This window comes from Micromonospora sp. NPDC050495, from assembly GCF_040655175.1.
GTDB lineage: Bacteria > Actinomycetota > Actinomycetes > Mycobacteriales > Micromonosporaceae > Micromonospora.
In genome coordinates this window covers 84,374-104,666 of record NZ_JBFAJK010000022.1, presented here as the reverse complement: position 1 = coordinate 104,666, position 20,293 = coordinate 84,374, and the positions used below count along the sequence as shown (strand labels likewise).

The following is a 20,293-nucleotide window of genomic DNA, read 5'->3' as shown; positions in this document are numbered from 1 at the left end:
GCCAGGTCGCCCCGACCGACCCCGAGCACGCCGCCCGTTACGGCTACCCCACCGCCGACTGATCCCCCCGCGCCCCCCCCCCCCCCGGCCGCCCGCGCCCCCCCCCCGCCCCCCCGGGCGGGGGCCCGCGTCCCGCGGCTCGGCCCCGCCGGGCGAGAGGTCAACTCCACCCGGTACGGCCTAGCGCAGCTCGCCGGCAATCCTCGGCGAGCTGCCACCATGTCGGCCCCGTACCGCCACCGGCGGCACGGGGCCGATCCAGCGGTACGACACACCGGCCACCGCCCGTGGTCCGGCGCTCCCGGCGGACCTGGTCCGCAACGCGCCGCGCGGGCGGTCGGTGTCCCGGCCGCCCGCGCCGTGCAGCGTCCGGCAGCCCGCCGATACCCGGCGACACCTTCCGGAAAGTATCGCGACACATCGGCCCAGGGCGATGAGGTGTCAGCGCGCGGCGCGCAGGGTAGCCCCGCAGGCACAGTGTCGAAGGAGGAAGCCATGACCGACCCCCGATACGCCCCGCTCGGCCTCGTCGCCGCCGCCGACCTCGTCGAGGACTCCGGAGAGCACGGCGACGGCCCGATCGTGGGCGCGGACGACGCCCGGGCCGACGCGGCGCGCGCCGGCGCGGAGACCGACCTGACCGAGGCCGACCGCGACACGGACGGGACGCCCGTGGGCGCCGCCGACGCCGAGGCGGACCGCGCCCGGGCGGCCGGCGCGGACACCGAGCCGCGCCCCTGAACCGACGCCGGGACCGGTCACCGACGCCCGGCCCCGGCGTTACCCCGCCCGCCGGCGCGGTTCCGCACACCGCCGGGCGGGCAGCGCTACCGGACGCCCTGGGACGCCTGAAGCAGCGCGGCGACCACGGCCACGGCGTCACCGAGCGAGTCGACCAGTACCCGGCGGACGGTCCGCGCACCGGGCGGCCGCCCGCCGCCCACCACCGACCGCGCCCACCGGCGCATCCGGTCACCGACCGGACGCAGCAGGGCACCCAGTGCCGGACCGGACAGCCGGGCCCGGCCGGACAGCGCGCGGAGCAGACGCCTCAGCCGGCACCGGGACCGCCGGTACGTCGCGCGGAACGCCCGCCGCAGCGGTCGTGACAGCGGGCTCCCCCGCCCCGACCGGCCGCACACGCCACCCGCCTCCGGCCGCCGAATCGGCCCGGCGGCCGTCTCGTGATGACCGGCGCCGGCGCGCCCGGTGTCCACCCCGACGCTTACCCGGGACTCCATGCCGCGGCGGTTACCCAGGGTCGCGGGATCCACGCCGCCGGCGCGGTCAGGCGCGCCGTCGACCCACCCGGCGGGTGCGGTTGCGGCGGGCGACCAGGGCCGTGACGAGCCCTCCGACGGTCAGCGCGAGCAGGCCGGAGACCGGCAGGATCACCTTCCAGTCGCCGTCGGCCATCCGGCGCAGCGCGACGCCGGCCGGGCCCTGCCACTGCGGGGGCGGGGCCGGGGCGGGTGGGCTCGGTGACCCGCTCGGGGCCGCCTGCGCGGCGTCCAGTTCGCCGGGCTCGACCAGCCGGCCCACCGAGGCGTCCCGGGGCAGGGCGAAGCCCCAGTCGAGCAGTTGCGCGCCCTGCTGCCAGCCGCGTATCGGGCGGGCCTCGGCACCGAGCAGGGTCACCACCAGGCGCCGGCCGCCCCGCTGGGCCGCGCCGACGTAGCTGTGCCGGGCCAGCTCGGTGAAGCCGGTCTTGCCGCCGAGCGCGCCCGGGTAGCGGTAGATGAGCTGGTTCTCGTTCTGGATCTGGAAACCGCCGGCCTTCAGCTTCGGCTGGGCGGGGATCTGGGTGCGCTCGGTGCGGGTGTAGCGGCGGAACAGCGGGTTGCCGAAGCAGGCGCGGGCGATCAGCGCGAGATCGTACGCGCTGGTGAACTGCCCCTTGCCGTCCAGCCCGGAGGGCGTCACCGCGTGGGTCTGCCGGGCGCCGAGGCGGCGGGCCTCGTCGTTCATCGCCCGCACGCCGCCGGCCACGCCGTCCGGGCCGCCGCCGAGCCGGGCCAGCACGTTGGCCGCCTCGTTGCCGGAGTTGAGCAGCAGCCCCAACCAGACCGTCTCCACCGGGTACCGGCCGCCGACGAGCAGGCCGACCGCGGAGCTGCCGGGGACGATGTCGAGGTCGCCGCGGGTCACCGTGACCACCTGCTTCGGGTCGATCCTGGGCAGCATGGTCGCCGCCAGCAGCAGCTTCTGGGTACTGGCCGGGGTGCCGTACTCGTGCGGGCCGCACGCCCCCAGCACGGCGCCGGAGTCCAGGTCGGCGACCAGCCACGTGGTTGCGGTGACCGCCGGTGGCGCGGGCGCACCCGCGGGCGTCACCAGTCCCGCGCTGTCCAGCCGCTCGCCGCCGACGACCCGGTCGGCCGGCACGGCGGGCGGCGGCACCGGCCGGGGCGGCCGGGACACCTTCGGGGCCGGCGCCCGCGGGCAGGGCACCGGCGCGGCGGCCGGCGCCGCCGCCCGGCCCCGGGCGGCCGCGTGACCGGCCGGGACGGCGGGGACGGTGGCGGTGCTCAGGAGGACGGCGGCGGCGACGGCCAGGGCCCGAACTCTCATGACCACGCAGACTAACCCGCAAGATCGCCGACGGGTGGCAGCGGCCGGCCCTCGCCACGCCGCGTCCACCGGCCGACCGCGCTCCGTGCGGTGGGACGCCGCGAAACCCGCCGCCGGGCTGCGACCGGAACCCGCGGCGGGGAGCGCGAGGCCTGGGACGACCGGTCCCGGGCCGCAACGCTGGCGGCGCGCGAAACCCCGTTGGCCGGCAACCCGGCCGGCCGGGTTCTACCGGCGTCGCTGGTCGGGTCCGCCCGGCACCCGGCGCAGCCAGCGCCGCTGCCAGGGGGTCTCCACCGCGCCCGGATGGTGGTGGGCGCGCACCCAGGCCACCGCCCGCTCCGGCGTCAGGCCGTCGAGGATGGCCAGCGCGGCCAGCGCGGTGCCGGTCCGGCCGACGCCGCCGCGGCAGGCCACCTCGACCCGCTGCCCGGCGTAGGCCCGCCGCCACGCCTCACGCAGGGCGTCCAGCGCGTCCGCCGGATCTCGCGGCACCCAGAAGTCGGGCCAGCGGAGCCGGCGGTACGGCCAGGGCGGAACCGGGCCGGGTGCCAGCAGGAGGGCGAAGTCGGCGGGTGCGGGCGGCGGCACGCCGATCCGCCGGCCGCGCACCAGGGCGCCGCCGGGCAGTACCACGAGACCGGTTCGCTCGGCCCAACCCGCCGCCACGCCCATCCCGCCATTGTGCGGTGCCGGCCGGTCGCGGCGCACGCCGGCCGCCCGCCCACGCCCGGCCGCGACAAGTCCCGCACCCGCGACGCCCCGGCCGTGAGGACGACCGGGACCCAGATACGGGCCGGACTCGAGGCCGGGCCGGATGCAAGCACGGTCCCGGACGCGAGGGTGCCCGCCGGACGGTTCGTCCGGCGGGCACCTACTCCGACATCCGGGCCCTGCCCGGCGTGGCTACGGTCAGCGCGAGCCCAGCCCGAACCGGTCGCGGCGCCGCCAGGCCAGGGAGAGCAGCACGAGCACCGCGCCCGCGCCCGCCAGGCCGCCGCCGACCTTCATCGGCGTGCTGAGGCTGCTGCCGGTGACCGGCAGGTGGCCGCCCCCGTGCGGCGGCGGGCCCACCCGCGGCGGCCGCACCGTGAGCACCGCGTCGTCGGTGCGCCCCGTCGTCTGCCCGGTGGCCGTGAAGGTGTGCACGCCGACCCGGGTGGGCCGGTAGTCCACGGTGAAGTTTCCGGCGCCGTCGGGGACCACGCTGAAGTCCCGGGGCGCGGGCTGGGGTGCCTGCGCGTACGAGACGTTGGCCAGGTCGACGGAGGTGCCGTCGCTGAGCCGCGCGGGTGCCGCCTGCGGCAGCGCCCGGATGGCGACCGTGATGCGCACGGTCTCGCCCAGGCCGAAGCCCTGGCCGTGCAGTGTCGCGGTCTCGCCGAGCCGGATGCTGGTCGGATCGACCGTCAGCTGGGCGATCTGCGGCGTGTACGGTGGCTGCGGTGTGCTGGCCGAAGGCTGCGGCTGCGGCTGCGCCGCCCCCGCCGCGGTCGGCACGGCCGCCACGGCCACACCGACCGTGAGCGCCATGATCATGCGGGATAGCCGCATAGTGGATTCCCTCCTACTGTTCACAGCTTGGTGCGGAAACAACTTGGGTGGTCCATGGGGTGACGGTGGGGGTGGTCACCAGCTCGGCCGTACCGGCGCTGGTCGTCTGGGTGAGCAGCGTGACGTCGAGGGTCCGGGTCCCGCCGGGCCGGACCTCCACGGTCGCCACGGTGACCTGGCGGCGACGGTCCATCCCGCTGCCCATCGCCGTGGCCTTTCCGTCCAGCCGGCCGCCGAGCACCGACCCCCCGGCGGGGCTGTACACCGACACGAAGGTGCGGGCGGTGTACGGATCCCCGGAGAGGGCGAGACCGGTGACCGACTCGCTCAGGCCGGACCGCGGCACGGTGGAGTGCACCACCAGCCGCAGCCGCAGCTCCCGGCGCCCGTCCGGCTGGCAGTCGCCGACCGTCACGGTGGCCGAGAATCTGAGGTAGTAGCCGAGCTTCGCGCCGCTGCCGTCGTTGAGGAACACGCCGACGGTCGGCACGGTGTCCTTCTCGGGGAGCTGTCCGGCCAACCGGCTGTCGGCCAGGACGCGCTGCTCCTCGGGACGGGCACTCCAGAACAATATCCGACGTTCAGTAATGGAACGGCTTAAAACGGATAAAACGGCCCTCGGGTTCACGCTTCTGGTGAAGAGCGCGTCGAAGACCCCCGAGGCGGCCGCCGCGAAGAAGTCGTCCTGGCCCCGGCCGTTCAGCTCCCGGTACGAGTCGCTGAGCAGCGTGCGGACCGCGGTGCTGCCCGCCAACGCGGGCTGGCCGGGCACGGAGACCGGGCCGATGACCCCGAGCAGGTACGACAGCACCACCGGGTCGACGGCGAGGACGCCGTCCACGGTCGTCCCGGTGCGCCGCCGCACCATTTCCCGGTAGAGCGTCGCCGCGGTCGGGAAGTCCGGGCTGAGGTTCACGTCCGCCGGGTAGATCCCGGGCAGGTCGTGCCAGAGCCGGCGCAGTTCTGGGCTGAGCCGCAGCGGTGGGTCGAACCGGCCCAGGCTGGAACTCGCTCCCTGGGCCGTCATCTTGACCCGGCCCCCCTCGGCCCGCAGCACCGCGTACGCGCCGACCATGCCGCCGGTGGCGCGCAGCTCGGCCGGGTTCTGCGAGACGAGCAGGTAGCTGCGGGAGCCGTCGGCACCCAGCAGCGGCGGGAGCAGCCGGGCCCCCCGGTCGGCGGCGGACGTCAACTCGCCGAGCCGGTCCAGTTCGGCCCGCAACCCCACCAGCGCCGTACGGACCTGACCGACGAGGTCCCCGGTCGGCACCGCGGCCAACCGGGTGGTGGTGTCCCGGACCGCGCGGTCGGCGGTGGCGACCTCGCCGGAGACCGACCGCAGTCGGGCCAGGTCCAGCCGCCCCTCCCGGGGCACCAGCGAGGCCAGATCGATCCGGAGCAGGGTCGGGAAGGCGAGCCGGGCCAGGTCGTCCACGGCCACCGCGATCTGCCGCACCGCGGCGAGGTCGTCACCGACGTACGGGGTCCGGCGGCCGACCCACCAGCCGGGGTCGTCGGTCGCGCTCCGGGCGGCCCCGGCCTGCTCCTGGAGGGCGGCCAGCGTACGACGGGCCCGGTCGGCGTCCCCGCCGACCACCTCGGTGCTGAGTTCCTTGGCCAGGCCGGCCGCGTTGAGCAGGTGCGTCCGCGCCTGCCAACCACGGAAGGCGACCCAGCCGCCGGTGGTCAGCAGCAGCGAGACGACCACCAGCGCGGTCAGGAGCATCCGCCGTACGCGGGCCCGACGCTGCCGTCGGGAACCACGCCGCCGGCGGGAAATGCCGCTCTCCGTCACGCCACTCTCCCCGGGACCGAATCGGACACTAAACCTATTGATCGCTTTCTAGCACGAAACAGACGGAGAGGTGGCTGCTATGACGTATTACGCGCCCGTCGGCTCTTCGGCGCGCCCGGTTCGCCGGGGCGGTCCGGCGGCACCCCGCGTCACCTCGACGAGCAGTTGTTCGATCCGATCCACGCCGGCGCGCTGCGACATCTCGCGCAGGTAGGCGTCCCGCCCGCGCCGGCCCATCTCCACCCGTGCCGGCGGCGGGATCGCCGAGGCCAACCAGAAGCGGTCGGCGAGCGCCGCCCAGTCCTCCGGCGGGCAGGACAGCCCCGCCCGGGCCCGCTCGACCAGCTCCGTCGTGTCCCCGCCCGCGGCGGCGATCACCGGCGCCGCGCAGGAGAGCGCGGCCTGGAGCTTGCCGGGCACGGTCCCGCGCAGCTCCGGCAGGTTCCGCAGCATGACCAACTGGTAGTCCGCCGCTGCGTACAGCTCGGGCATGTCCAGCGGTGAGCGCCGGTCGACGAACCGGACGTTCTCCGCCCGCAGCTCGGCGGCGAGCCCCCGCACCCGCCGCTCCTCGGCCCCCGAGCCCACCAGGACCAGGTCCATCCGGTCGTCCAGCGCGGCCGCCGCGCGCACCGCGGTCTCCAGCCCCTGGCGGACCCCGATGGTGCCGGCGTGCATCACCACGCACCGGCCGTCCCGGCGGATCAGCCGCTGCGCGGCCGGGCTCGGCTCGGTGGGCCGGAAGATCCGCTCGTCGGTCCAGTTGAGCACCACCCGCACCCGCCGCGGGTCGGCGCCGCCCGCGACCACCAGGTCGCGCATCGACGGCGCGGCGACCGCGACCGCCTCGGCCTCCCGGTAGATCCGGCGCGTGGTGGCGTCGAGCCGCCCGGACCAGCGCCGGGCCTCGCCGGCCCGGTCCGCCTCGGCCCACACGTCCTGCACGTGCAGCACGGTGGGCACCCGGCCGAGCAGCCGCAGCAGGCCGGCGGCGGCGAAGGTGACCGCCGGGAGCTGGAAGACGTAGAGGGCGTCGACGTCGCCGAGGAACCGGCGGCCGGTCAGCGCCGCACTGCCGGCGAAGGAGAGCCAGCTCGCCATCCGCGCGCCCGCGGACCGGTCGCCGCCGGCGTACCGGGGCACCCGCCGGACGGTCAGCCGGTCGCTGTGCGTCTGGTGTCGCCAGCGCTGCCGCCAGCCCGGATAGACCTGCCCGCCCGGATAGTCCGGGAAGCCGGTGAGCACCCGCACCTCGTGGCCCCGGGCGGCCAGTTCCTCGGCCAGGCTGCCCGGGATGAACGCCGGCTCCGGCGGGAAGTGGTACGACAGGATTCCGATCTTCATGCGCGCGCTCCCGGCGCGGCATCGCGCCCGGCGGCCACGGCCACCCCGTACGATGCCGGCATCCCCTCCACGTCCGCCCACACCGGCCGGACGAGCGTTCTCGCGGCGCACCGCGCCGCGATCCTGACGAGAGGGGTGCAGATGGTCGACGAGGTGCTCTTCGTCTGCCACGCCAACATGTGCCGGTCGCCGATGGCGGAGTTCATCGCGCGCCGGCTGCTCGCCGACCGTCCCGTCACCGTGACCAGCGCGGGCACGGACGCCCTCGACGGGGCACCCATGCACCCGTACGCGGTCGAGGTGGCCGCCGGGACCGGCGCGGACGCGGCGGCGTTCCGCACCCGCCGGCTGCGCGCGGAGCACCTGGCCGGGGCCGGCCTGGTGCTGACCGCGACCCGGCGGCAGCGCTCCGTCTGCACCGCACTGGCCCCGGCCGCGCTGCACCGCACCTTCACGCTCCGCCAGTTCGCCCGGCTGGCCGCCGCCGCCGAGCCCGCACCGACCGGCGCCGGGTCCCCGCTGCGGGCCGCGGTCGAGGCGGCCGCCCGCGCCCGGGCGGGGCTGCAACCCGCCGCCGCGGACGCGGACGACCTGCGCGACCCGATCGGTGGCTCGCCCGCCGACTTCCGGCGCTGCGCCGAGGAGATCGAGCGGTCGATCCGGCCCGTGCTGGCCCTCATCGGGACAGCCGGGTGAGTTCCTGGGTACGGTCGCCGACGCCCTCGGCGGCGTGCCCGCCGCGGCGCGCGACACCGGCCCGGTCGGTCGGCACCGCCGGCGCCGCCGGCACGACCACCTTGTACGCCTCGTACTGGTAGGCGTCCGCCTTGGCCACCTTGGCCATGTTGAGCACGCAGCCGAGCAGCCGCACCGAGACCGAGTGCAGGGCGCGGGCCGCCGCCGCCACCTGGCTGCGGGAGGTACGCCCCTGCTGGGTGACCAGCAGCGCGCCGTCGGCCTGCACGGCCACCACCACGCCGTCGGTGACCGCGAGCAGCGGGGCGGTGTCGATGACCACGATGTCCGCCGACTCGCGCAGCGCCACCAGCAGGTCGGCCATCGCCTTCGAGCCGAGCAGCTCGCTGGGGTTGGGCGGGGTGGACCCGCTCGGCAGCACCAGCAGCGACTTGTCGCCCCAGCGCTGCACCACGTCGCCGACCTGGACGTCGCCGACCAGCACGTCGGTGAGGCCGACCCCGCCGTCCAGACCCAGGTAGTCGGCCACCTTCGGCCGGCGCAGGTCGGCGTCGATGAGCAGCACCCGCCAGCCGGCCTCGGCCAGCGCGATGGCGGTGTTGCAGGCCATCGTGGTCTTCCCCTCGCCCTGCAGGGCGCTGGTGACCGCGATGACCCGGGCCGGCTCGTGCACGTCGACGAAGCGCAGGTTGGTCCGGAGCTTGCGGACCGCCTCGGCGCGGGGCGAGTTGGCCGCCTCGCCGACGATCAGCGGGGCCGACTTCGCACCGGCCTCAAACGGGATCTCGCCGAGCAGCGGGCTGCCGGTGACCCGCTGCAACGCGGCCGCGTCGCGCATCCGCACGTCCGCCAGCCCACGCAGCACGGCCAGCCCGGCACCGAGCAGCAGGCCCAGCAGCGCGCCGATGATCAGGTTCCGGACCGGCTGCGGGGAGACCGGGCTGGAGCTGACCCGGGGCCCGCTGACCAGTTCGAGCTTGATCGGGGGCGCCTTGCCGTCCGGCGGCGTCTCCACCTTCTGCACCAGCTCGACGAACTTGGCCGAGAGCGTCTCGGTGGTCTTCAGCGCCCGGGTCTGGTCGGTGTCGGTGAAGGTGGCCCGCAGCAGCACCGTACCGGCCTCGGTGGTGGTGCTGATCCGGCGCTGCACCTGGTCCGCGGTGAGCCCGAGCGGGTTCTCCGCCACCACGCTCTGCGCCAGCCGGTCGCTGCTGAGCAGGTCGGCGTAGGACTTGACCCGCTGTTGGAGGAAGAGTCCGCCCTGGTAGGCGTCGGTGACGCCCTGGCTCGGCGTGGTGACGAAGAAGGTCACCGAAGCCTCGTAGCGGGGCGCGGTCCGGACCGTGATCAGGGCGGCGGTGCCGAGCGCCGCCATCAGCGTCACCAGCACGATCCACCAGTGGCGCCGGACGAGGCGCAGGTAGCCGAGAACGTCCATCAGGACCTCCGTCGCGTCGGGCCCGTTGGCCGATCGAACTGCACGTAAACCCCCTAGGAGCGATCAAAGCCTGATTCGTGTATCAAACAGTCATAAGTCACTCGAAAATGACTTAGTGACTGTAGACGATTTGCACTTCGCCGAAGGCACAAACCGCTAGGTGGGTGCCGAACCGCCCGCACCCTCCCGTCTCGGATAACGCCCGACCGCCCGGTGTGATGCGAGGTTCGGTCCCTTTGACCCTGGAACCGGCCGTACGGAGGAACGCCGGGCCGGTTGGTGGGCAGGCCCGGTGACGTCGTCGCCGGGTACGGCGCGGGATAGGGTTGCTCGCGGTGTGCCGGGAAGTCTGGTCGGCGACGTCTTCGCCGACCCCGGACCCCGAGGTGGACACCGCATGACCGACCCTGCCCCGCGCACCCCGCCGCCGTACCGTCTGCTCTCCCGCCGCTCCTGGCCGGAGGCCCGCTTCCTGGCCGACGTGCTGCGCACCGAGACCGTCGGCGGCGGCCTGCTGCTGCTCGGCGCGGTGATCGCGCTGGCCTGGGCGAACTCGCCCTGGCGGTCGGCCTACGCCGACCTCGGCGACTGGGTGCCGTGGCCCGGCGGGCACGCCCTGCACCTCGACCTGGACCTGGCGACCTGGGCCGCCGACGGCCTGCTGGCGATCTTCTTCTTCGTGGTGGGGCTGGAACTCAAGCGCGAGTTCGTCGCCGGGGACCTGCGCGACCCGCGGCGGGCCGTGCTGCCCGTGGTGGCCGCCCTGGGCGGCATGCTGCTGCCGGCGCTGTGCTACCTGACGGTGACCCTGGCGGCCGGCGGCACCGGCCTACGGGGCTGGGCCATCCCCACGGCCACCGACATCGCCTTCGCGCTGGCCGTGCTCGCCGTGGTCAGCTCCCACCTGCCGCAGGGCCTGCGCGCCTTCCTGCTCACCCTCGCGGTGGTGGACGACCTGTTCGCCATCCTCATCATCGCGGTCTTCTACACCGCCGACTTCCACCCGCTGCCGCTGCTCGGCGCGCTCGTCGCGGTCGCCGCGTTCGCCCTGCTGGTGCAGCGGCGGCGGACCTGGTGGTGGGCGCTGCTCCCGCTCGCCGGGACGGCCTGGGCGCTGATGCACGCCTCCGGCGTGCACGCCACCGTCGCCGGGGTGCTGCTCGGCTTCACCGTCCCGGTGCTGCCCTCGCGCACCGGCGCCGCCGGACTGGCCGAACGGCTGGAGCACCGCTGGCGTCCCATCTCCGCCGGCCTGGCGGTGCCGGTCTTCGCGTTCTTCGCCGCCGGCGTCTCGCTGGTCGACGCGGACCTGGCCGGCCTGCTCACCGACCCGGTGGTGATCGGGGTGGCCCTCGGCCTCGTGGTCGGCAAGACGGTCGGGGTGTTCGGCTCGACCTACCTGCTCGCCCGCTTCACCGGGGCCGAACTGGACGAGGAGATCACCTGGTCGGACCTGTTCGGCCTGGCGATGCTGGCCGGCATCGGGTTCACCGTCTCACTGCTCATCGGCGAGCTGGCCTTCGGGGCCGGCAGCGCCGAGGACGAGCGGGTCAAGGCGGCCGTCCTGATCGGCTCGCTGGTCGCGGCCGGTCTCGCCACCGCCGTGCTGACCCGGCGCAATCGGGTCTACCGGCGGATCTTCGAACGGGAGAACCGGGACAGCGACGGCGACGGGGTGCCCGACGTCTACCAGGAGGAGACCGCCTGAGCGGGCCGCCTGGTCCGCCACGGCCGTCAGCGCAGCCGTTCGGCGCGCTCCTCCTCGGTGCCGTCGGTCTCCTCCTCCAGCGCGTCGGCGACCGGCTCGGTGAGGTCGTCGCCCGGCACCGCGACCTGCTCGGCCCGGTCCTGCTCGTCGGCGCGGCCGCCGGCCGGCGGCTCCGGAGCGGTGGCGCCCCCGGCGAAGCCGTACTCGTTGGGCTCGTCGTGCCTGCTCATGCGCTGGACCTCCGGTCTGACGGGTTCCTCTGGTGGCTCACGCTAGGCGCTGCCGGGCAGCCGCCGCAGCGTCGCCCGGATGTTCATACCCCGAGAACCGGCCCCTCGATCATCCCGGCCGGTCCCGCCGCCGGGCCCGTTCGGCACGGGGGCGGGACCGGCCGCCCGGCTCAGGTCAGCTCGCTGAGCGCCTCGAAGATCAGCCAGAGGCCGCAGATGGCGAAGAGCACGGCCGCGCCGTACCGGATGGCCTTCTCCGGCAGGTGCCGGCCGAGCATCCGGCCGACCATGATGGCGAGCGCGTCGGCGGCGACCATGCCGAGCGTCGAGCCCAGCCAGGTGCCGAACCAGCCGTACTTGGTGGCCAGGGTGATGGTGGCGAGCATCGTCTTGTCGCCCAGTTCGGCCAGGAAGAACGCGACACCGACCGCCAGCACGGCACTGCGGCCGCTCTTCTCCGCCTTGCGCTTCTCCTCCTCGGTCAGCTTGTCGCCCCGCAGGGTCCACGCGCCGAAGCCCAGGAACGCCAGGCCGGCGACGAGCGAGATCCACCCGGTGGGCAGCGCCGCGTTGAGGCCGTACCCGATCGCCACGGACGCCAGGTGCACGATCGCGGTGGCCACGGTGATGCCGATCAACACCGGCAGCGGCCGGAACCGGGTGGCGAACGTCAGCGCCATGAGCTGGGACTTGTCGCCCAGCTCGGCGACGAAGATGACGCCGAAGCTGATCACCAGCGCGACGAGGAAACCGTCCATGTGAACCTTCCCGATCAAGCCGGGAGGAGGTACGGGGGCGCCCTCGACCCGGCTGCGACAGCCTGAGTCGAAGGTCTCGCCCGCCCTGGCAGGACCGGGGCCGCGTGGCCGGACGCGGAACGCGTCAGCATGTCGACCACGACATTGGGGGCTACTCCCCTTCGCGCCGCCCAGCCTAACCGATCAACTCGGCGCGGCCCCTCCCCGGGTGAACCACCTCACCGCCACCGCCCCCGGCCGGCTCAGTCGGCCCGGGCGAGGGTGACCCCGAAGAGCCCGTCCGGGTCGGTCCAGAACGCCTCCCGGGCGAACCCCGCGTCGGCCAGCTCCGCCGCGATCCCGTCGGGCCGGAACTTCGCGGAGACCTCGGTACGCAGCTCCTCACCGGCGGCGAACTCGACGTCCAGGTCCAGGACGTGCACCCGGAGCGGCCGCTCGGCGCGCAGCCGCATCTCGATCCACTCGTGCTCCGGGTCCCAGACCGCCACGTGGGCGAACGCCTCCGGATCGAAGTCCGCCCCCAGCTCCCGGTTGATCACCCGGAGCACGTTGCGGTTGAAGTCGGCGGTCACCCCGGCCGCGTCGTCGTACGCCGGCACGATCACCCCGGGGTCCTTGACCAGGTCGGTGCCGATCAGCAGCCAGTCGCCGGACTCCAGGGCGGCGCGCATCGCGGTGAGGAACTCGGCCCGCTCCACCGGGAGCAGGTTGCCGACCGTGCCGCCGAGGAACACCACCAGCCGCCGGCCGCCGGTGGGCAACCGGTCGAGTTGCCGGGTGAAGTCGCCGACGATGCCGCGCACCCGCAGCGCCGGATACTCGGCGGCGATCTGCCGGGTGGACCGGCGCAGGGCGCTGGCCGAGACGTCCAGCGGCACGAAGGTACCCAGGTCGCCGTGGCGGGTGAAGGCGTCCAGCAGCAGCCGGGTCTTCTCCGACGAGCCGGAGCCGAGCTCGATCAGCGTCTTCGCGCCGGTCAGCGCCGCGATGTCGGCGGCATGCGCGGCCAGCACGGCCCGCTCCGCCCGGGTCGGGTAGTACTCCGGAAGGCGGGTGATCTCCTCGAACAGCTCGCTGCCCCGGCTGTCGTAGAACCACTTCGGCGGCAGCCACTTCGGCGTGGCGGTCAGCCCGAACCGGACGTCCTCGCACAGGCTGCGCCGGACGTCCCGCTCCTCCAGGTAGATCTCCAACGGCTCCGCGCCCATGTCCCGCCCCTTCCTGTCCCATCTGCCCGGACGTCGATGTCAGGCGGCCGCCAGCGCCCGGGTGCGCAGCCCGGACGCGGTGGCCACCACCAGCTGCCCGTCCGGCACCGCCTGCCAGCCGGGGTCGTCGTCGAAGGGCTCGGAGGCCAGCAGCACCGAGTCCCGGTCACGGCGCACCGACAGGGCGTGGCCGGCCACGCTCGCCACCACCGTGGCCCCGTCGGTGAGCAGCAGGTTCAGCCGCGAGCCGGGCGCCGCGGCGAGCACCCCGGCGACCGTGCCGGCGACCGCGTCGGCCGGCTCGGCCCCGGCCCGCAGCCGGTCCCGCACCAGCGCCCAGAGCACCGCCGAGTCGGTCGGCACGTCCAGGGTGATCAGGTCGCGGACCGGCAGCCCGGCGGCCAGCGGCACCAGCGCGTCGGGCCAGCCGCGCACCACGCCGTTGTGACTGAACAGCCAGCGCCCCTCGGCGAACGGGGCGGCGGCGGTCTCGTGCAGCGGCATGCCCACCGTGGCGGAGCGGACCGCCGCCAGCACCGCGCCGGCCGTGGTGACCGCCGCCAGTTCGGGCAGCGTGGTGTCGCTCCACATCGGCTGCGCCCGGCGGTAGCGGACCGGCTCGCCGGCCGCCGGGTACCAGCCGACGCCGAAGCCGTCGGCGTTGATCGTGCCGCCACCGCGCATGTCGCGCGGCGCCCAGGACTGGCGCAGCAGCCCGTACGGCGGGTCGTAGAGCAGGCTGCGCAGGCTGACCGGTGGCCCCAGGTAGGCCAGATGACGACACATCAGGCCGGGCCGCCCGGCACACCGGAGGTCGCGGACCGACCGGTCACGCCGCCGCCTCCTCGGGGTCGGCGTCGCGGGCGCAGCGGAAGCCGCTGAAGATCTGCCGCCGGATCGGGTAGTCCCAGTTGCGGAAGGTGCCCCGGCAGGCGGCCCGGTCGGTGCCGAAGGAACCGCCGCGCAGCACCCGGTAGTCGGCGCCGAAGAAGACCTCCGAGTACTCCCGGTAGGGGAACGCCAGAAAGCCGGGGTGGCCGCGGAACGTGCTCGACGTCCACTCCCAGACGTCGCCGATGAGCTGGTGCACGCCCAGCGGCGAGGCGCCCGCCGGGTACGCCCCCACCGGCGCCGGCCACAGGTGCCGCTGCCCGAGGTTGGCGTGCTCGGCGGTCGGGTCCCCGTCGCCCCACGGATAGCGGCGGGACCGGCCGGACCCCGGATCCCAGCGGGCCGCCTTCTCCCACTCCGCCTCGGTGGGCAGCCGCCGGCCCGCCCACGCCGCGTACGCCTCCGCCTCGTACCAGCAGACGTGCACGACCGGCTCGTCGTCGCGCACCGGCGACCAGCGGCCGAACCGCCGGTACGCCCAGCCGTCGCCGTCACGGCGCCAGTGCATCGGGGCGCTCAGCCCGGCCTCGACCCGGTGCCGCCAGCCCGCCGGGCTCCACCAGCGCGGCTCGTCGTACCCGCCGTCGGCGATGAAGGCCCGGTACCGGCCGTTGGTGACCGGGGCCGCGTCGATGGCGTACGCCGGCAGGTCGACGGTGTGCGCGGGACGCTCGTTGTCCAGCGCCCACGGGTCGGTGGAGGTGCCCATGGTGAACGGCCCGGCCGGCACCAGCACCTCGCCGCCGACCCGGCCGCGCGGCTCGGGCGGCGCGGGCGCGGCCAGCGCCGGGGCCCCGGCGCGCAGCTGGTGGGTGGCGAGCATGGTCTCGTCGTGCTGCTGCTCGTGCTGGACGATCATCCCGAACGCGAAGCCGTCCTCGACCAGCGGGCGATCGGCGAACCGGATGCCGTCGAGCAGGTCGTACACCTTGTCGCGGACCGTGCTCAGGTAGGCGCGGGCCTCGGCCGGACGCAGCAGGGGCAGCGCGGGGCGGTCCCTGCGCGGCTGCTTGAACGCGTCGTACAGGTCGTCGATGTCCCGGCGCACCGGCTCGCGGCCGCCGACGTCGCGGACCAGCCAGAGCTCCTCCTGGTTGCCCACGTGCGCGAGGTCCCAGACCAGCGGGGACATCAGGGTGGAGTGCTGGCGCATCAGGTCGTCGTCGTCCACCGCGTCGGTCAGCTGCGCGGTCCGGGCCCGGGTGCGTTCCAGCTCCGCGGCGATCAGGCTGCGCAGCCGCTCGCTCCCGGTCCCCGGCCGCTCGATCGTGGTCACCGGTGACTCCTCTCCGCGGCGGCGCGGCGCCGCCGGATCTCTCGGCTCGTCTCGGTCTGCTTCCCGGGTGGCAGGTCCAGCCGGGGCAGGGCCGCCAGAGCCAGGTCGAACAGGGCGCTGGCGGTGGTGGCCAGGCGCCGGTCGGCCAGCCCGTGCCGGGCGGCGACGGTCCACCGGTCGGCGACCGGCGCCGCGACCGCGAGCGCGTCGGCGGTGGTGGCCGGGTCGGCGAAGAGCGCGGCGAGCACCACGAGCGGCAGCGTCCAGTCCCGGCCCGGCTGCGCGTCCAGGTAGCGCAGCTCCAGGTAGCCGCGCGGGCGTACCGGCGGGAAGAGCGTGCTGAGGTGGTACTCCAGGTCGTCGGTGGTGGGCGGGCGGGGCAGCGCGCCGGCCAGCCAGTCGGCGAAGGTGACCCCGGGCGGCGGCGTCCAGTCCGGTCCGTCGTTGCGCACGCAGAGCAGCGGCGCGGCGAGCGCGTACCCGGTCCAGGCGGCGACCGGATCGCCGTCGGGCCGGTCCGGGGACCAGGCCGGCCGGGTCCGCGCCGGGTCGATGGCGAGCCAGGCCGCCATCCGGGCGGAGGCCCATCCGGTACGCCGGCCGGCGTGCCGCCGCGCGGTGGCGAACGCGGCCAGCAGCGGCGGTCCGACCGCGTGGGCGGCGGCCCACCGCTCCGCCTGCCGGGGCGGCTCTCCGGCGTCCAGGCAGACCTGGAGGCCGGCGGTGCTGTCCATCATGAGGCGACCGGCCGGGCCGTGCCGGTCGAAGACGCGGCGCATCGCCTGGTAGCGCGGGGTCTCCACGACCGGGCGGGGTGCCCGCCAGGGGTCGATGCCGCACCGGCCGAGGACCAGGCCGGCCGCCTCGAGCAGGTCGGTGAGCTGGGCGATCTCGGCTTCGGTGGCCAGGATCAGGGCGGCGACCGAGGGTTGCGGGGCGGCGGAGATCTCCACCTGCCCGCCCGGCTCCACGGTCACGGCGCCGCCGTGCCGGAGCCCGTCGGCGGGGCTCGTCGGATCGATGGTGACGGGGCTGTGCCGCCCCAGGGCCCGGCACAGCCGTTCGCGGTCGACCGGGCGGGTCGGGTCTCCGGCGTCGTGCACGGTCCATTCCAGCTCGACGCCGGTGAGCGTGGGCGGGCCGGTCTTGAAGCAGATCCTGCCGATGTGCCGGGCGGCCCCGGCCTCGTCCCGAAGGACGGTGGTCCGGTCCAGCTCCGGTGACATCACCAAGAGACGGCTCCTCTCCCCCCGCCGGCGCCCGAGCGCGCCCGTCTCGGGCGTCCGCCGGGCGGACGCACCCCGGTCGCACCATCCTCTGTCTAGCAGACGGAATCCGCACCCCCGGGAGAGATGAACTTTTGTCCGGAATCCCGGCCGCGCCGCTGGCCGGTCGGCGTCAGCTACCGGCGGCCGGCCCCGTTGGCCGCCGTGTCGGCCGCCGGTCCGCCGCCGGGCTCGGTCGACCGGCGGCCAGGGGCGCCCGGCGAGGCCTTCGGCTCGGACTTCGGCGACGCCTTCGGGTCGGGCTTGGGTGAGGCCTTCGGGCCCGGCGCCGGAACCAGCCGGGTGCAGTACGCGGTCACCTGGTCGGCCCCGCCCGCGGCGACCACCAACGTGCCGAAGGCCGGTGTCTCCAGCGCCTCGGCCCGCTGCCCCGCCGACTTGGCCAGGTACGCCCGGCACAGGCCGGTGAGCTGCGGCGTCCTCGCCGGTCGGCCGGGCAGGCCGGTGGCGGTCGGCGCGGCGCTGGCCGGGGTCGGTGCCGGGCTGCCGGCGGTCGGGTCCGCGCTGCCGGACCGGGTGGGCCCGACCGGGCCACCGGTCGAGGCCGTGCTCGGCGCCGGCACCGGGGCCGGCGCCCGGTCGAGGCGTACGGCGGCGAAGGCGACCCCGGCGGTGGCGGTGGCGGCGAGCCCGGCCGCCCAGGCCGCCGCGCCGAGACGCAGCCGGCGCCGGGACGCCCGCGCGGGGGCGGGCGCCGGCTCGGCGCGGGCCGCCCGGAAGGCGGCGAGCGCCTGTTCCTCGCCGCCGAGTTCACCGGGCTCGGCCGGGGCGGCCGCCGCGGCGAGCAGGCGGGCCAGCGGATCGGCGTCGGGGCCCGGGGGACGGCCGGCGCGGGCCGCGTCGAGCAGGCGGTCGGTCTCCGCCCGGTCGGCCGGTCCCTCCCCGCGGTGGAAGCTCATCCAGATTCCCCCCATGTCATCCGTCCGCCGGTTCGGCCGTCGGCGTGCCCGGCGCCGGAAGTTCCCGGCCGCCGCGCGGGCGGGGTGCCGGCGTCTCCTGGGCCGCCGGCTGCCCCGCCTCGGAGCGTTCCAGCAGCGCGGCCAGCCGACGCAGCCCGCGGTGCGCGGCGGTCCGGACGGCACCGGCCCGGCGGCCGAGCACCCGGCCGGCGGTCTCGGCGTCCAACCCGATCACGGCGCGCAGCAGCACCGCCTCGGCCTCCCGCGGCGGCAGGGTGGCGATCAGCGCCAAGGCGCTCTCGGTGGCGATCGTCTCACCGGCCCGTTCGGCGGTGTCCGCGTCACCGGCCAGTTCGCTGAGCGCCTGCACGGGAACCGGCAGAGAGGGCCGCCGTCGCTGCCGGCGGAGGTGGTCCATGGCGCGGTTGCGGGCGATGGTGACGGTCCAGGCGCGGAACTCACCCCCAGTGAAGTTGGGCAGGTCGCGGGAGATCTGCAACCAGGTCTCGGAGGCCACGTCCTCGGCGTCGGCCCCCACCAGCGCGGTGAGGTAGCGCAGCAGCCCGGGTTGCAGGCTGCGGTAGAGGAACCGGAAGGCCTCCTCGTCGCCCGCCTGCGCGGCGACCACCGCCTCGCTCAGCTCACCGGTCATGGGTGTGCCGTTCCCGCGGTCTCCCCGCGCGGCCGGCGCCGGTGCCCCGGCTGACGTCCGTCGGGCCGGCTGGCCGGTACCTCACCCGCACCATCAGCCCCCCACTGCCCTGTTCCCTGCGCCGGACGCCGGAGCGGGCGCGCCCCTGTGTATATGTGCTGTCGGGTACGGCCGTCGGCGCGACCTACCGTACCGGCGTCATGGGGCCCCCCGGAGCCGGGCCAACGCTAGGAGCGGCCGATCAGCCGGGCAAGCCGCCGCCCGGGCGGAAAAAAGTGACGATTGTCTACCGACGAGCGCGGCGAGTCGGTGTAACGGAGAACACCGTCGCGACGCTGCGACCGGTCGGTCGCCGAAACCGCCGTCCGGAATCCGGACATACGAACCCTGGGGCGCACGTTGTTGGCCGATCGTACCGGGTCCGTCACCGTCGGCCGATCAGCATCGGGCCCGCTGACCGTTCGGCGGCGCGGAGCGAGCCGCACGCCGGTCCCGACGGGAGATATCGCGGGAAATACTTCGCGCCTGCTCTGGGTACGGTATTGGCGTGTTGTCTTCGGAGGTCGTGCTCAGCGGTCGGTACCGCCTGGATGACCGTGTCGCCACCGGCGGCATGGGGGACGTCTGGCGCGCCACCGACCTGGTGCTGGGGCGTCAGGTCGCGGTGAAGGTCCTCCTTCCCGCGCTCGTCTCCGACCCCGACTTCATCGCCCGCTTCCGCTCCGAGGCGCGGATCATGGCGTCGCTGCGCAGTCCGGGCATCGTCCAGGTCTTCGACTGCGGCGAGGACCAGCTCGCCGACGGGAGCCGGGCCGACTACCTGGTGATGGAGTTCGTCGACGGCGACCCGCTGTCGAAGCGGATCGAGGCCGCCGGCCGGCTCGAGGTCGCCGAGACGATGTCGATCGTCGCGCAGGTGGCGCAGGCGCTGCACGCCGCGCACGCCCGGGGCATCGTGCACCGCGACGTCAAGCCGAGCAACCTGCTGGTGCAGGCGGACGGCACCGTGGTGCTCGTCGACTTCGGGGTGGCCCGGTCGACGAACGTCACCAGCATCACCAGCGCGAACGCGGTGCCGGGCACCGCCCTCTACATGGCGCCCGAGCAGGCCGCCGGCCGTCCCGTCTCGGGCGCCACCGACATCTACGCGCTCGGCGCGGTGGCCTACTGCTGCCTCACCGGCACGCCGCCGTTCACCGGTGACAGCCCATTGCAGGTGGCCGTGCGGCATCTCGACGACGAGCCGCCGGAGCTGCCGGCGGAGATCCCGCCCGCGGTCCGCCAGCTGGTGGCCCGGGCGCTGGCCAAGGACCCGGCCGAACGCTTCCCGACCGGCGGGGCGATGGCCCACGCCGCCCGGGCGGCGGTCGCCGAGTCGACCACCGCCATGGTGCCGGTGGCGCTGCGCGGCGCGGCCGATCCGGCCATGACCGGCACCCGGGACGACCTCGCCGCCGCGGCGGCGCTCAGCCGCTCGACCGGCCGGCGCCGCCGGCGGGGGACCCTGGTGGGCGCGCTCGCCGCCGTCATGGTGGCGCTGGCGGCGCTCGGCGCGGCGCTCGGTGCGGCGAAGAGCGCGGGCGAGCCGGCGACCACCATCGCCACGACGCCTCCGGCGGCGGCGCCCAGCGGTTCGGTCGCCGACACCGCCGAGACCGTGGCGCCGCCCACCGACGCCGGTGGCCGGCCCAGCCGTCCGGCGGGTCCGGCGCGGCCGTCCGGGACGACGACCGCGACGCCCACCCCGTCGCCGAGCGCGCCCGCGCAGACGACCTCGCCGGCGGAGCCGTCCAGCAGCCCGACCGCACCGGCCACCACGCCGCCCGATTCGCCCGAGCCGACGCAGGCCACGACCCCGCCCACCGACACGCCCACCACCGAGGTGCCGGTCGGCGGCGGCGGCGACGGGGCGCAGCCGGCCCGGCTCCGCGACTGACCGCACGGGCCGGACCGGACCCGCGGCGGCGCCGGCTCGGTGTGCTCGGCG

The 20,293-nt window shown here is 75.7% G+C and carries 19 protein-coding genes; 4 read left to right on the top strand and 15 right to left on the bottom strand.

The annotated features are described in order from the left end of the window. The first annotated feature begins 495 nt into the window (after nt 1-495). Nucleotides 496-741, top strand: a complete 246-nt coding sequence (locus AB0I11_RS21480) for a hypothetical protein (RefSeq protein WP_357323056.1) — start codon at nt 496-498, stop codon at nt 739-741. A gap of 86 nt (nt 742-827) precedes the next feature. Here the strand turns inward: AB0I11_RS21480 and AB0I11_RS21475 are convergent, their stop codons facing one another. The 6 genes from AB0I11_RS21475 to AB0I11_RS21450 all read right to left on the bottom strand — a co-directional run bounded on the left by AB0I11_RS21475 (nt 828) and on the right by AB0I11_RS21450 (nt 7,264). Then, complete coding sequence (locus AB0I11_RS21475) at nt 828-1,241, bottom strand: hypothetical protein (RefSeq protein WP_357323053.1); 414 nt, start codon at nt 1,239-1,241, stop codon at nt 828-830. Nucleotides 1,242-1,287: 46 nt separating this feature from the next. Continuing rightward, nucleotides 1,288-2,571, bottom strand: coding sequence for a D-alanyl-D-alanine carboxypeptidase (locus AB0I11_RS21470; protein WP_357323051.1), 1,284 nt, complete (start codon nt 2,569-2,571; stop codon nt 1,288-1,290). A gap of 228 nt (nt 2,572-2,799) precedes the next feature. Next, nucleotides 2,800-3,246, bottom strand: a complete 447-nt coding sequence (locus tag AB0I11_RS21465; protein WP_357323048.1) for a protein-tyrosine phosphatase family protein — start codon at nt 3,244-3,246, stop codon at nt 2,800-2,802. Nucleotides 3,247-3,483: 237 nt separating this feature from the next. After that, nucleotides 3,484-4,125, bottom strand: coding sequence for a hypothetical protein (locus tag AB0I11_RS21460; RefSeq protein ID WP_357323045.1), 642 nt, complete (start codon nt 4,123-4,125; stop codon nt 3,484-3,486). A 13-nt stretch (nt 4,126-4,138) separates the two neighbouring features. Next, on the bottom strand, nt 4,139-5,851 hold the full coding sequence (locus AB0I11_RS21455) for a DUF4012 domain-containing protein (protein ID WP_357323042.1): 1,713 nt from the start codon (nt 5,849-5,851) through the stop codon (nt 4,139-4,141). Between the two features lie 156 nt (nt 5,852-6,007). Continuing rightward, the gene (locus AB0I11_RS21450) at nt 6,008-7,264 is read right to left on the bottom strand and encodes a glycosyltransferase family 4 protein (protein WP_357323039.1); all 1,257 of its coding nucleotides are present in this window, start codon (nt 7,262-7,264) and stop codon (nt 6,008-6,010) included. Between the two features lie 141 nt (nt 7,265-7,405). On the opposite strand from AB0I11_RS21450, the gene AB0I11_RS21445 reads away from it, so the two are divergent. After that, complete coding sequence (locus AB0I11_RS21445) at nt 7,406-7,960, top strand: low molecular weight phosphatase family protein (RefSeq protein WP_357323036.1); 555 nt, start codon at nt 7,406-7,408, stop codon at nt 7,958-7,960. Here the strand turns inward: AB0I11_RS21445 and AB0I11_RS21440 are convergent. Next, nucleotides 7,941-9,398, bottom strand: coding sequence for a polysaccharide biosynthesis tyrosine autokinase (locus AB0I11_RS21440; RefSeq protein ID WP_357323033.1), 1,458 nt, complete (start codon nt 9,396-9,398; stop codon nt 7,941-7,943). The two genes, AB0I11_RS21445 and AB0I11_RS21440, sit on opposite strands and share 20 nt — an antisense overlap. 397 nt (nt 9,399-9,795) lie before the next feature. Between AB0I11_RS21440 and nhaA the strand changes: the two genes are divergently transcribed. Further along, nucleotides 9,796-11,106 (top strand): Na+/H+ antiporter NhaA, encoded by a 1,311-nt coding sequence (gene nhaA / locus AB0I11_RS21435; RefSeq protein WP_357323030.1) that lies wholly within the window; start codon nt 9,796-9,798, stop codon nt 11,104-11,106. A gap of 26 nt (nt 11,107-11,132) precedes the next feature. Here the strand turns inward: nhaA and AB0I11_RS21430 are convergent, their stop codons facing one another. The 8 genes from AB0I11_RS21430 to AB0I11_RS21395 all read right to left on the bottom strand — a co-directional run bounded on the left by AB0I11_RS21430 (nt 11,133) and on the right by AB0I11_RS21395 (nt 18,306). Next, on the bottom strand, nt 11,133-11,336 hold the full coding sequence (locus AB0I11_RS21430) for a hypothetical protein (RefSeq protein ID WP_357323027.1): 204 nt from the start codon (nt 11,334-11,336) through the stop codon (nt 11,133-11,135). 170 nt (nt 11,337-11,506) lie between these two features. Beyond that, nucleotides 11,507-12,094 (bottom strand): TMEM165/GDT1 family protein, encoded by a 588-nt coding sequence (locus AB0I11_RS21425; RefSeq protein ID WP_357323024.1) that lies wholly within the window; start codon nt 12,092-12,094, stop codon nt 11,507-11,509. A 242-nt stretch (nt 12,095-12,336) separates the two neighbouring features. Continuing rightward, the gene (egtD, locus tag AB0I11_RS21420; protein WP_357323021.1) at nt 12,337-13,302 is read right to left on the bottom strand and encodes an L-histidine N(alpha)-methyltransferase; all 966 of its coding nucleotides are present in this window, start codon (nt 13,300-13,302) and stop codon (nt 12,337-12,339) included. A gap of 39 nt (nt 13,303-13,341) precedes the next feature. Beyond that, complete coding sequence (gene egtC / locus AB0I11_RS21415; RefSeq protein WP_357323019.1) at nt 13,342-14,088, bottom strand: ergothioneine biosynthesis protein EgtC; 747 nt, start codon at nt 14,086-14,088, stop codon at nt 13,342-13,344. Between the two features lie 43 nt (nt 14,089-14,131). Next, entirely contained in the window at nt 14,132-15,460 is a 1,329-nt protein-coding gene (gene egtB, locus AB0I11_RS21410; protein WP_357323071.1) for an ergothioneine biosynthesis protein EgtB, read from the bottom strand. A 5-nt stretch (nt 15,461-15,465) separates the two neighbouring features. Continuing rightward, nucleotides 15,466-16,701: an ergothioneine biosynthesis glutamate--cysteine ligase EgtA gene (egtA, locus tag AB0I11_RS21405; protein ID WP_357323016.1), complete on the bottom strand. Its 1,236-nt coding sequence runs from the start codon at nt 16,699-16,701 to the stop codon at nt 15,466-15,468. 170 nt (nt 16,702-16,871) lie between these two features. After that, nucleotides 16,872-17,654 carry a hypothetical protein gene (locus AB0I11_RS21400; protein ID WP_357323013.1) on the bottom strand — a complete coding sequence of 261 codons (783 nt, stop codon included), beginning with the start codon at nt 17,652-17,654 and terminating at the stop codon, nt 16,872-16,874. Nucleotides 17,655-17,670: 16 nt separating this feature from the next. Then, entirely contained in the window at nt 17,671-18,306 is a 636-nt protein-coding gene (locus tag AB0I11_RS21395; protein ID WP_357323010.1) for an RNA polymerase sigma factor, read from the bottom strand. A gap of 547 nt (nt 18,307-18,853) precedes the next feature. Here AB0I11_RS21395 and AB0I11_RS21390 point away from each other — a divergent pair. Further along, nucleotides 18,854-20,242, top strand: coding sequence for a serine/threonine-protein kinase (locus AB0I11_RS21390; protein ID WP_357323007.1), 1,389 nt, complete (start codon nt 18,854-18,856; stop codon nt 20,240-20,242). The last annotated feature ends 51 nt before the right edge of the window (nt 20,243-20,293 follow it).

Excerpts from the sequence above, each read along its gene's own strand:
- AB0I11_RS21395 (WP_357323010.1), bottom strand. The coding sequence starts at position 18,306 with ATGACCGGTGAGCTGAGCGAGGCGGTGGTCGCCGCGCAGGCGGGCGAC.
- AB0I11_RS21440 (WP_357323033.1), bottom strand. The coding sequence starts at position 9,398 with ATGGACGTTCTCGGCTACCTGCGCCTCGTCCGGCGCCACTGGTGGATC.
- AB0I11_RS21455 (WP_357323042.1), bottom strand. The coding sequence starts at position 5,851 with ATGCTCCTGACCGCGCTGGTGGTCGTCTCGCTGCTGCTGACCACCGGC.
- egtC (WP_357323019.1), bottom strand. The coding sequence starts at position 14,088 with ATGTGTCGTCATCTGGCCTACCTGGGGCCACCGGTCAGCCTGCGCAGC.
- AB0I11_RS21445 (WP_357323036.1), top strand. The coding sequence starts at position 7,406 with ATGGTCGACGAGGTGCTCTTCGTCTGCCACGCCAACATGTGCCGGTCG.
- nhaA (WP_357323030.1), top strand. The coding sequence starts at position 9,796 with ATGACCGACCCTGCCCCGCGCACCCCGCCGCCGTACCGTCTGCTCTCC.
- AB0I11_RS21470 (WP_357323051.1), bottom strand. The coding sequence starts at position 2,571 with ATGAGAGTTCGGGCCCTGGCCGTCGCCGCCGCCGTCCTCCTGAGCACC.
- AB0I11_RS21475 (WP_357323053.1), bottom strand. The coding sequence starts at position 1,241 with ATGGAGTCCCGGGTAAGCGTCGGGGTGGACACCGGGCGCGCCGGCGCC.
- egtD (WP_357323021.1), bottom strand. The coding sequence starts at position 13,302 with ATGGGCGCGGAGCCGTTGGAGATCTACCTGGAGGAGCGGGACGTCCGG.
- AB0I11_RS21430 (WP_357323027.1), bottom strand. The coding sequence starts at position 11,336 with ATGAGCAGGCACGACGAGCCCAACGAGTACGGCTTCGCCGGGGGCGCC.
- AB0I11_RS21480 (WP_357323056.1), top strand. The coding sequence starts at position 496 with ATGACCGACCCCCGATACGCCCCGCTCGGCCTCGTCGCCGCCGCCGAC.
- AB0I11_RS21450 (WP_357323039.1), bottom strand. The coding sequence starts at position 7,264 with ATGAAGATCGGAATCCTGTCGTACCACTTCCCGCCGGAGCCGGCGTTC.
- AB0I11_RS21400 (WP_357323013.1), bottom strand. The coding sequence starts at position 17,654 with ATGAGCTTCCACCGCGGGGAGGGACCGGCCGACCGGGCGGAGACCGAC.
- AB0I11_RS21465 (WP_357323048.1), bottom strand. The coding sequence starts at position 3,246 with ATGGGCGTGGCGGCGGGTTGGGCCGAGCGAACCGGTCTCGTGGTACTG.
- AB0I11_RS21425 (WP_357323024.1), bottom strand. The coding sequence starts at position 12,094 with ATGGACGGTTTCCTCGTCGCGCTGGTGATCAGCTTCGGCGTCATCTTC.
- AB0I11_RS21460 (WP_357323045.1), bottom strand. The coding sequence starts at position 4,125 with ATGCGGCTATCCCGCATGATCATGGCGCTCACGGTCGGTGTGGCCGTG.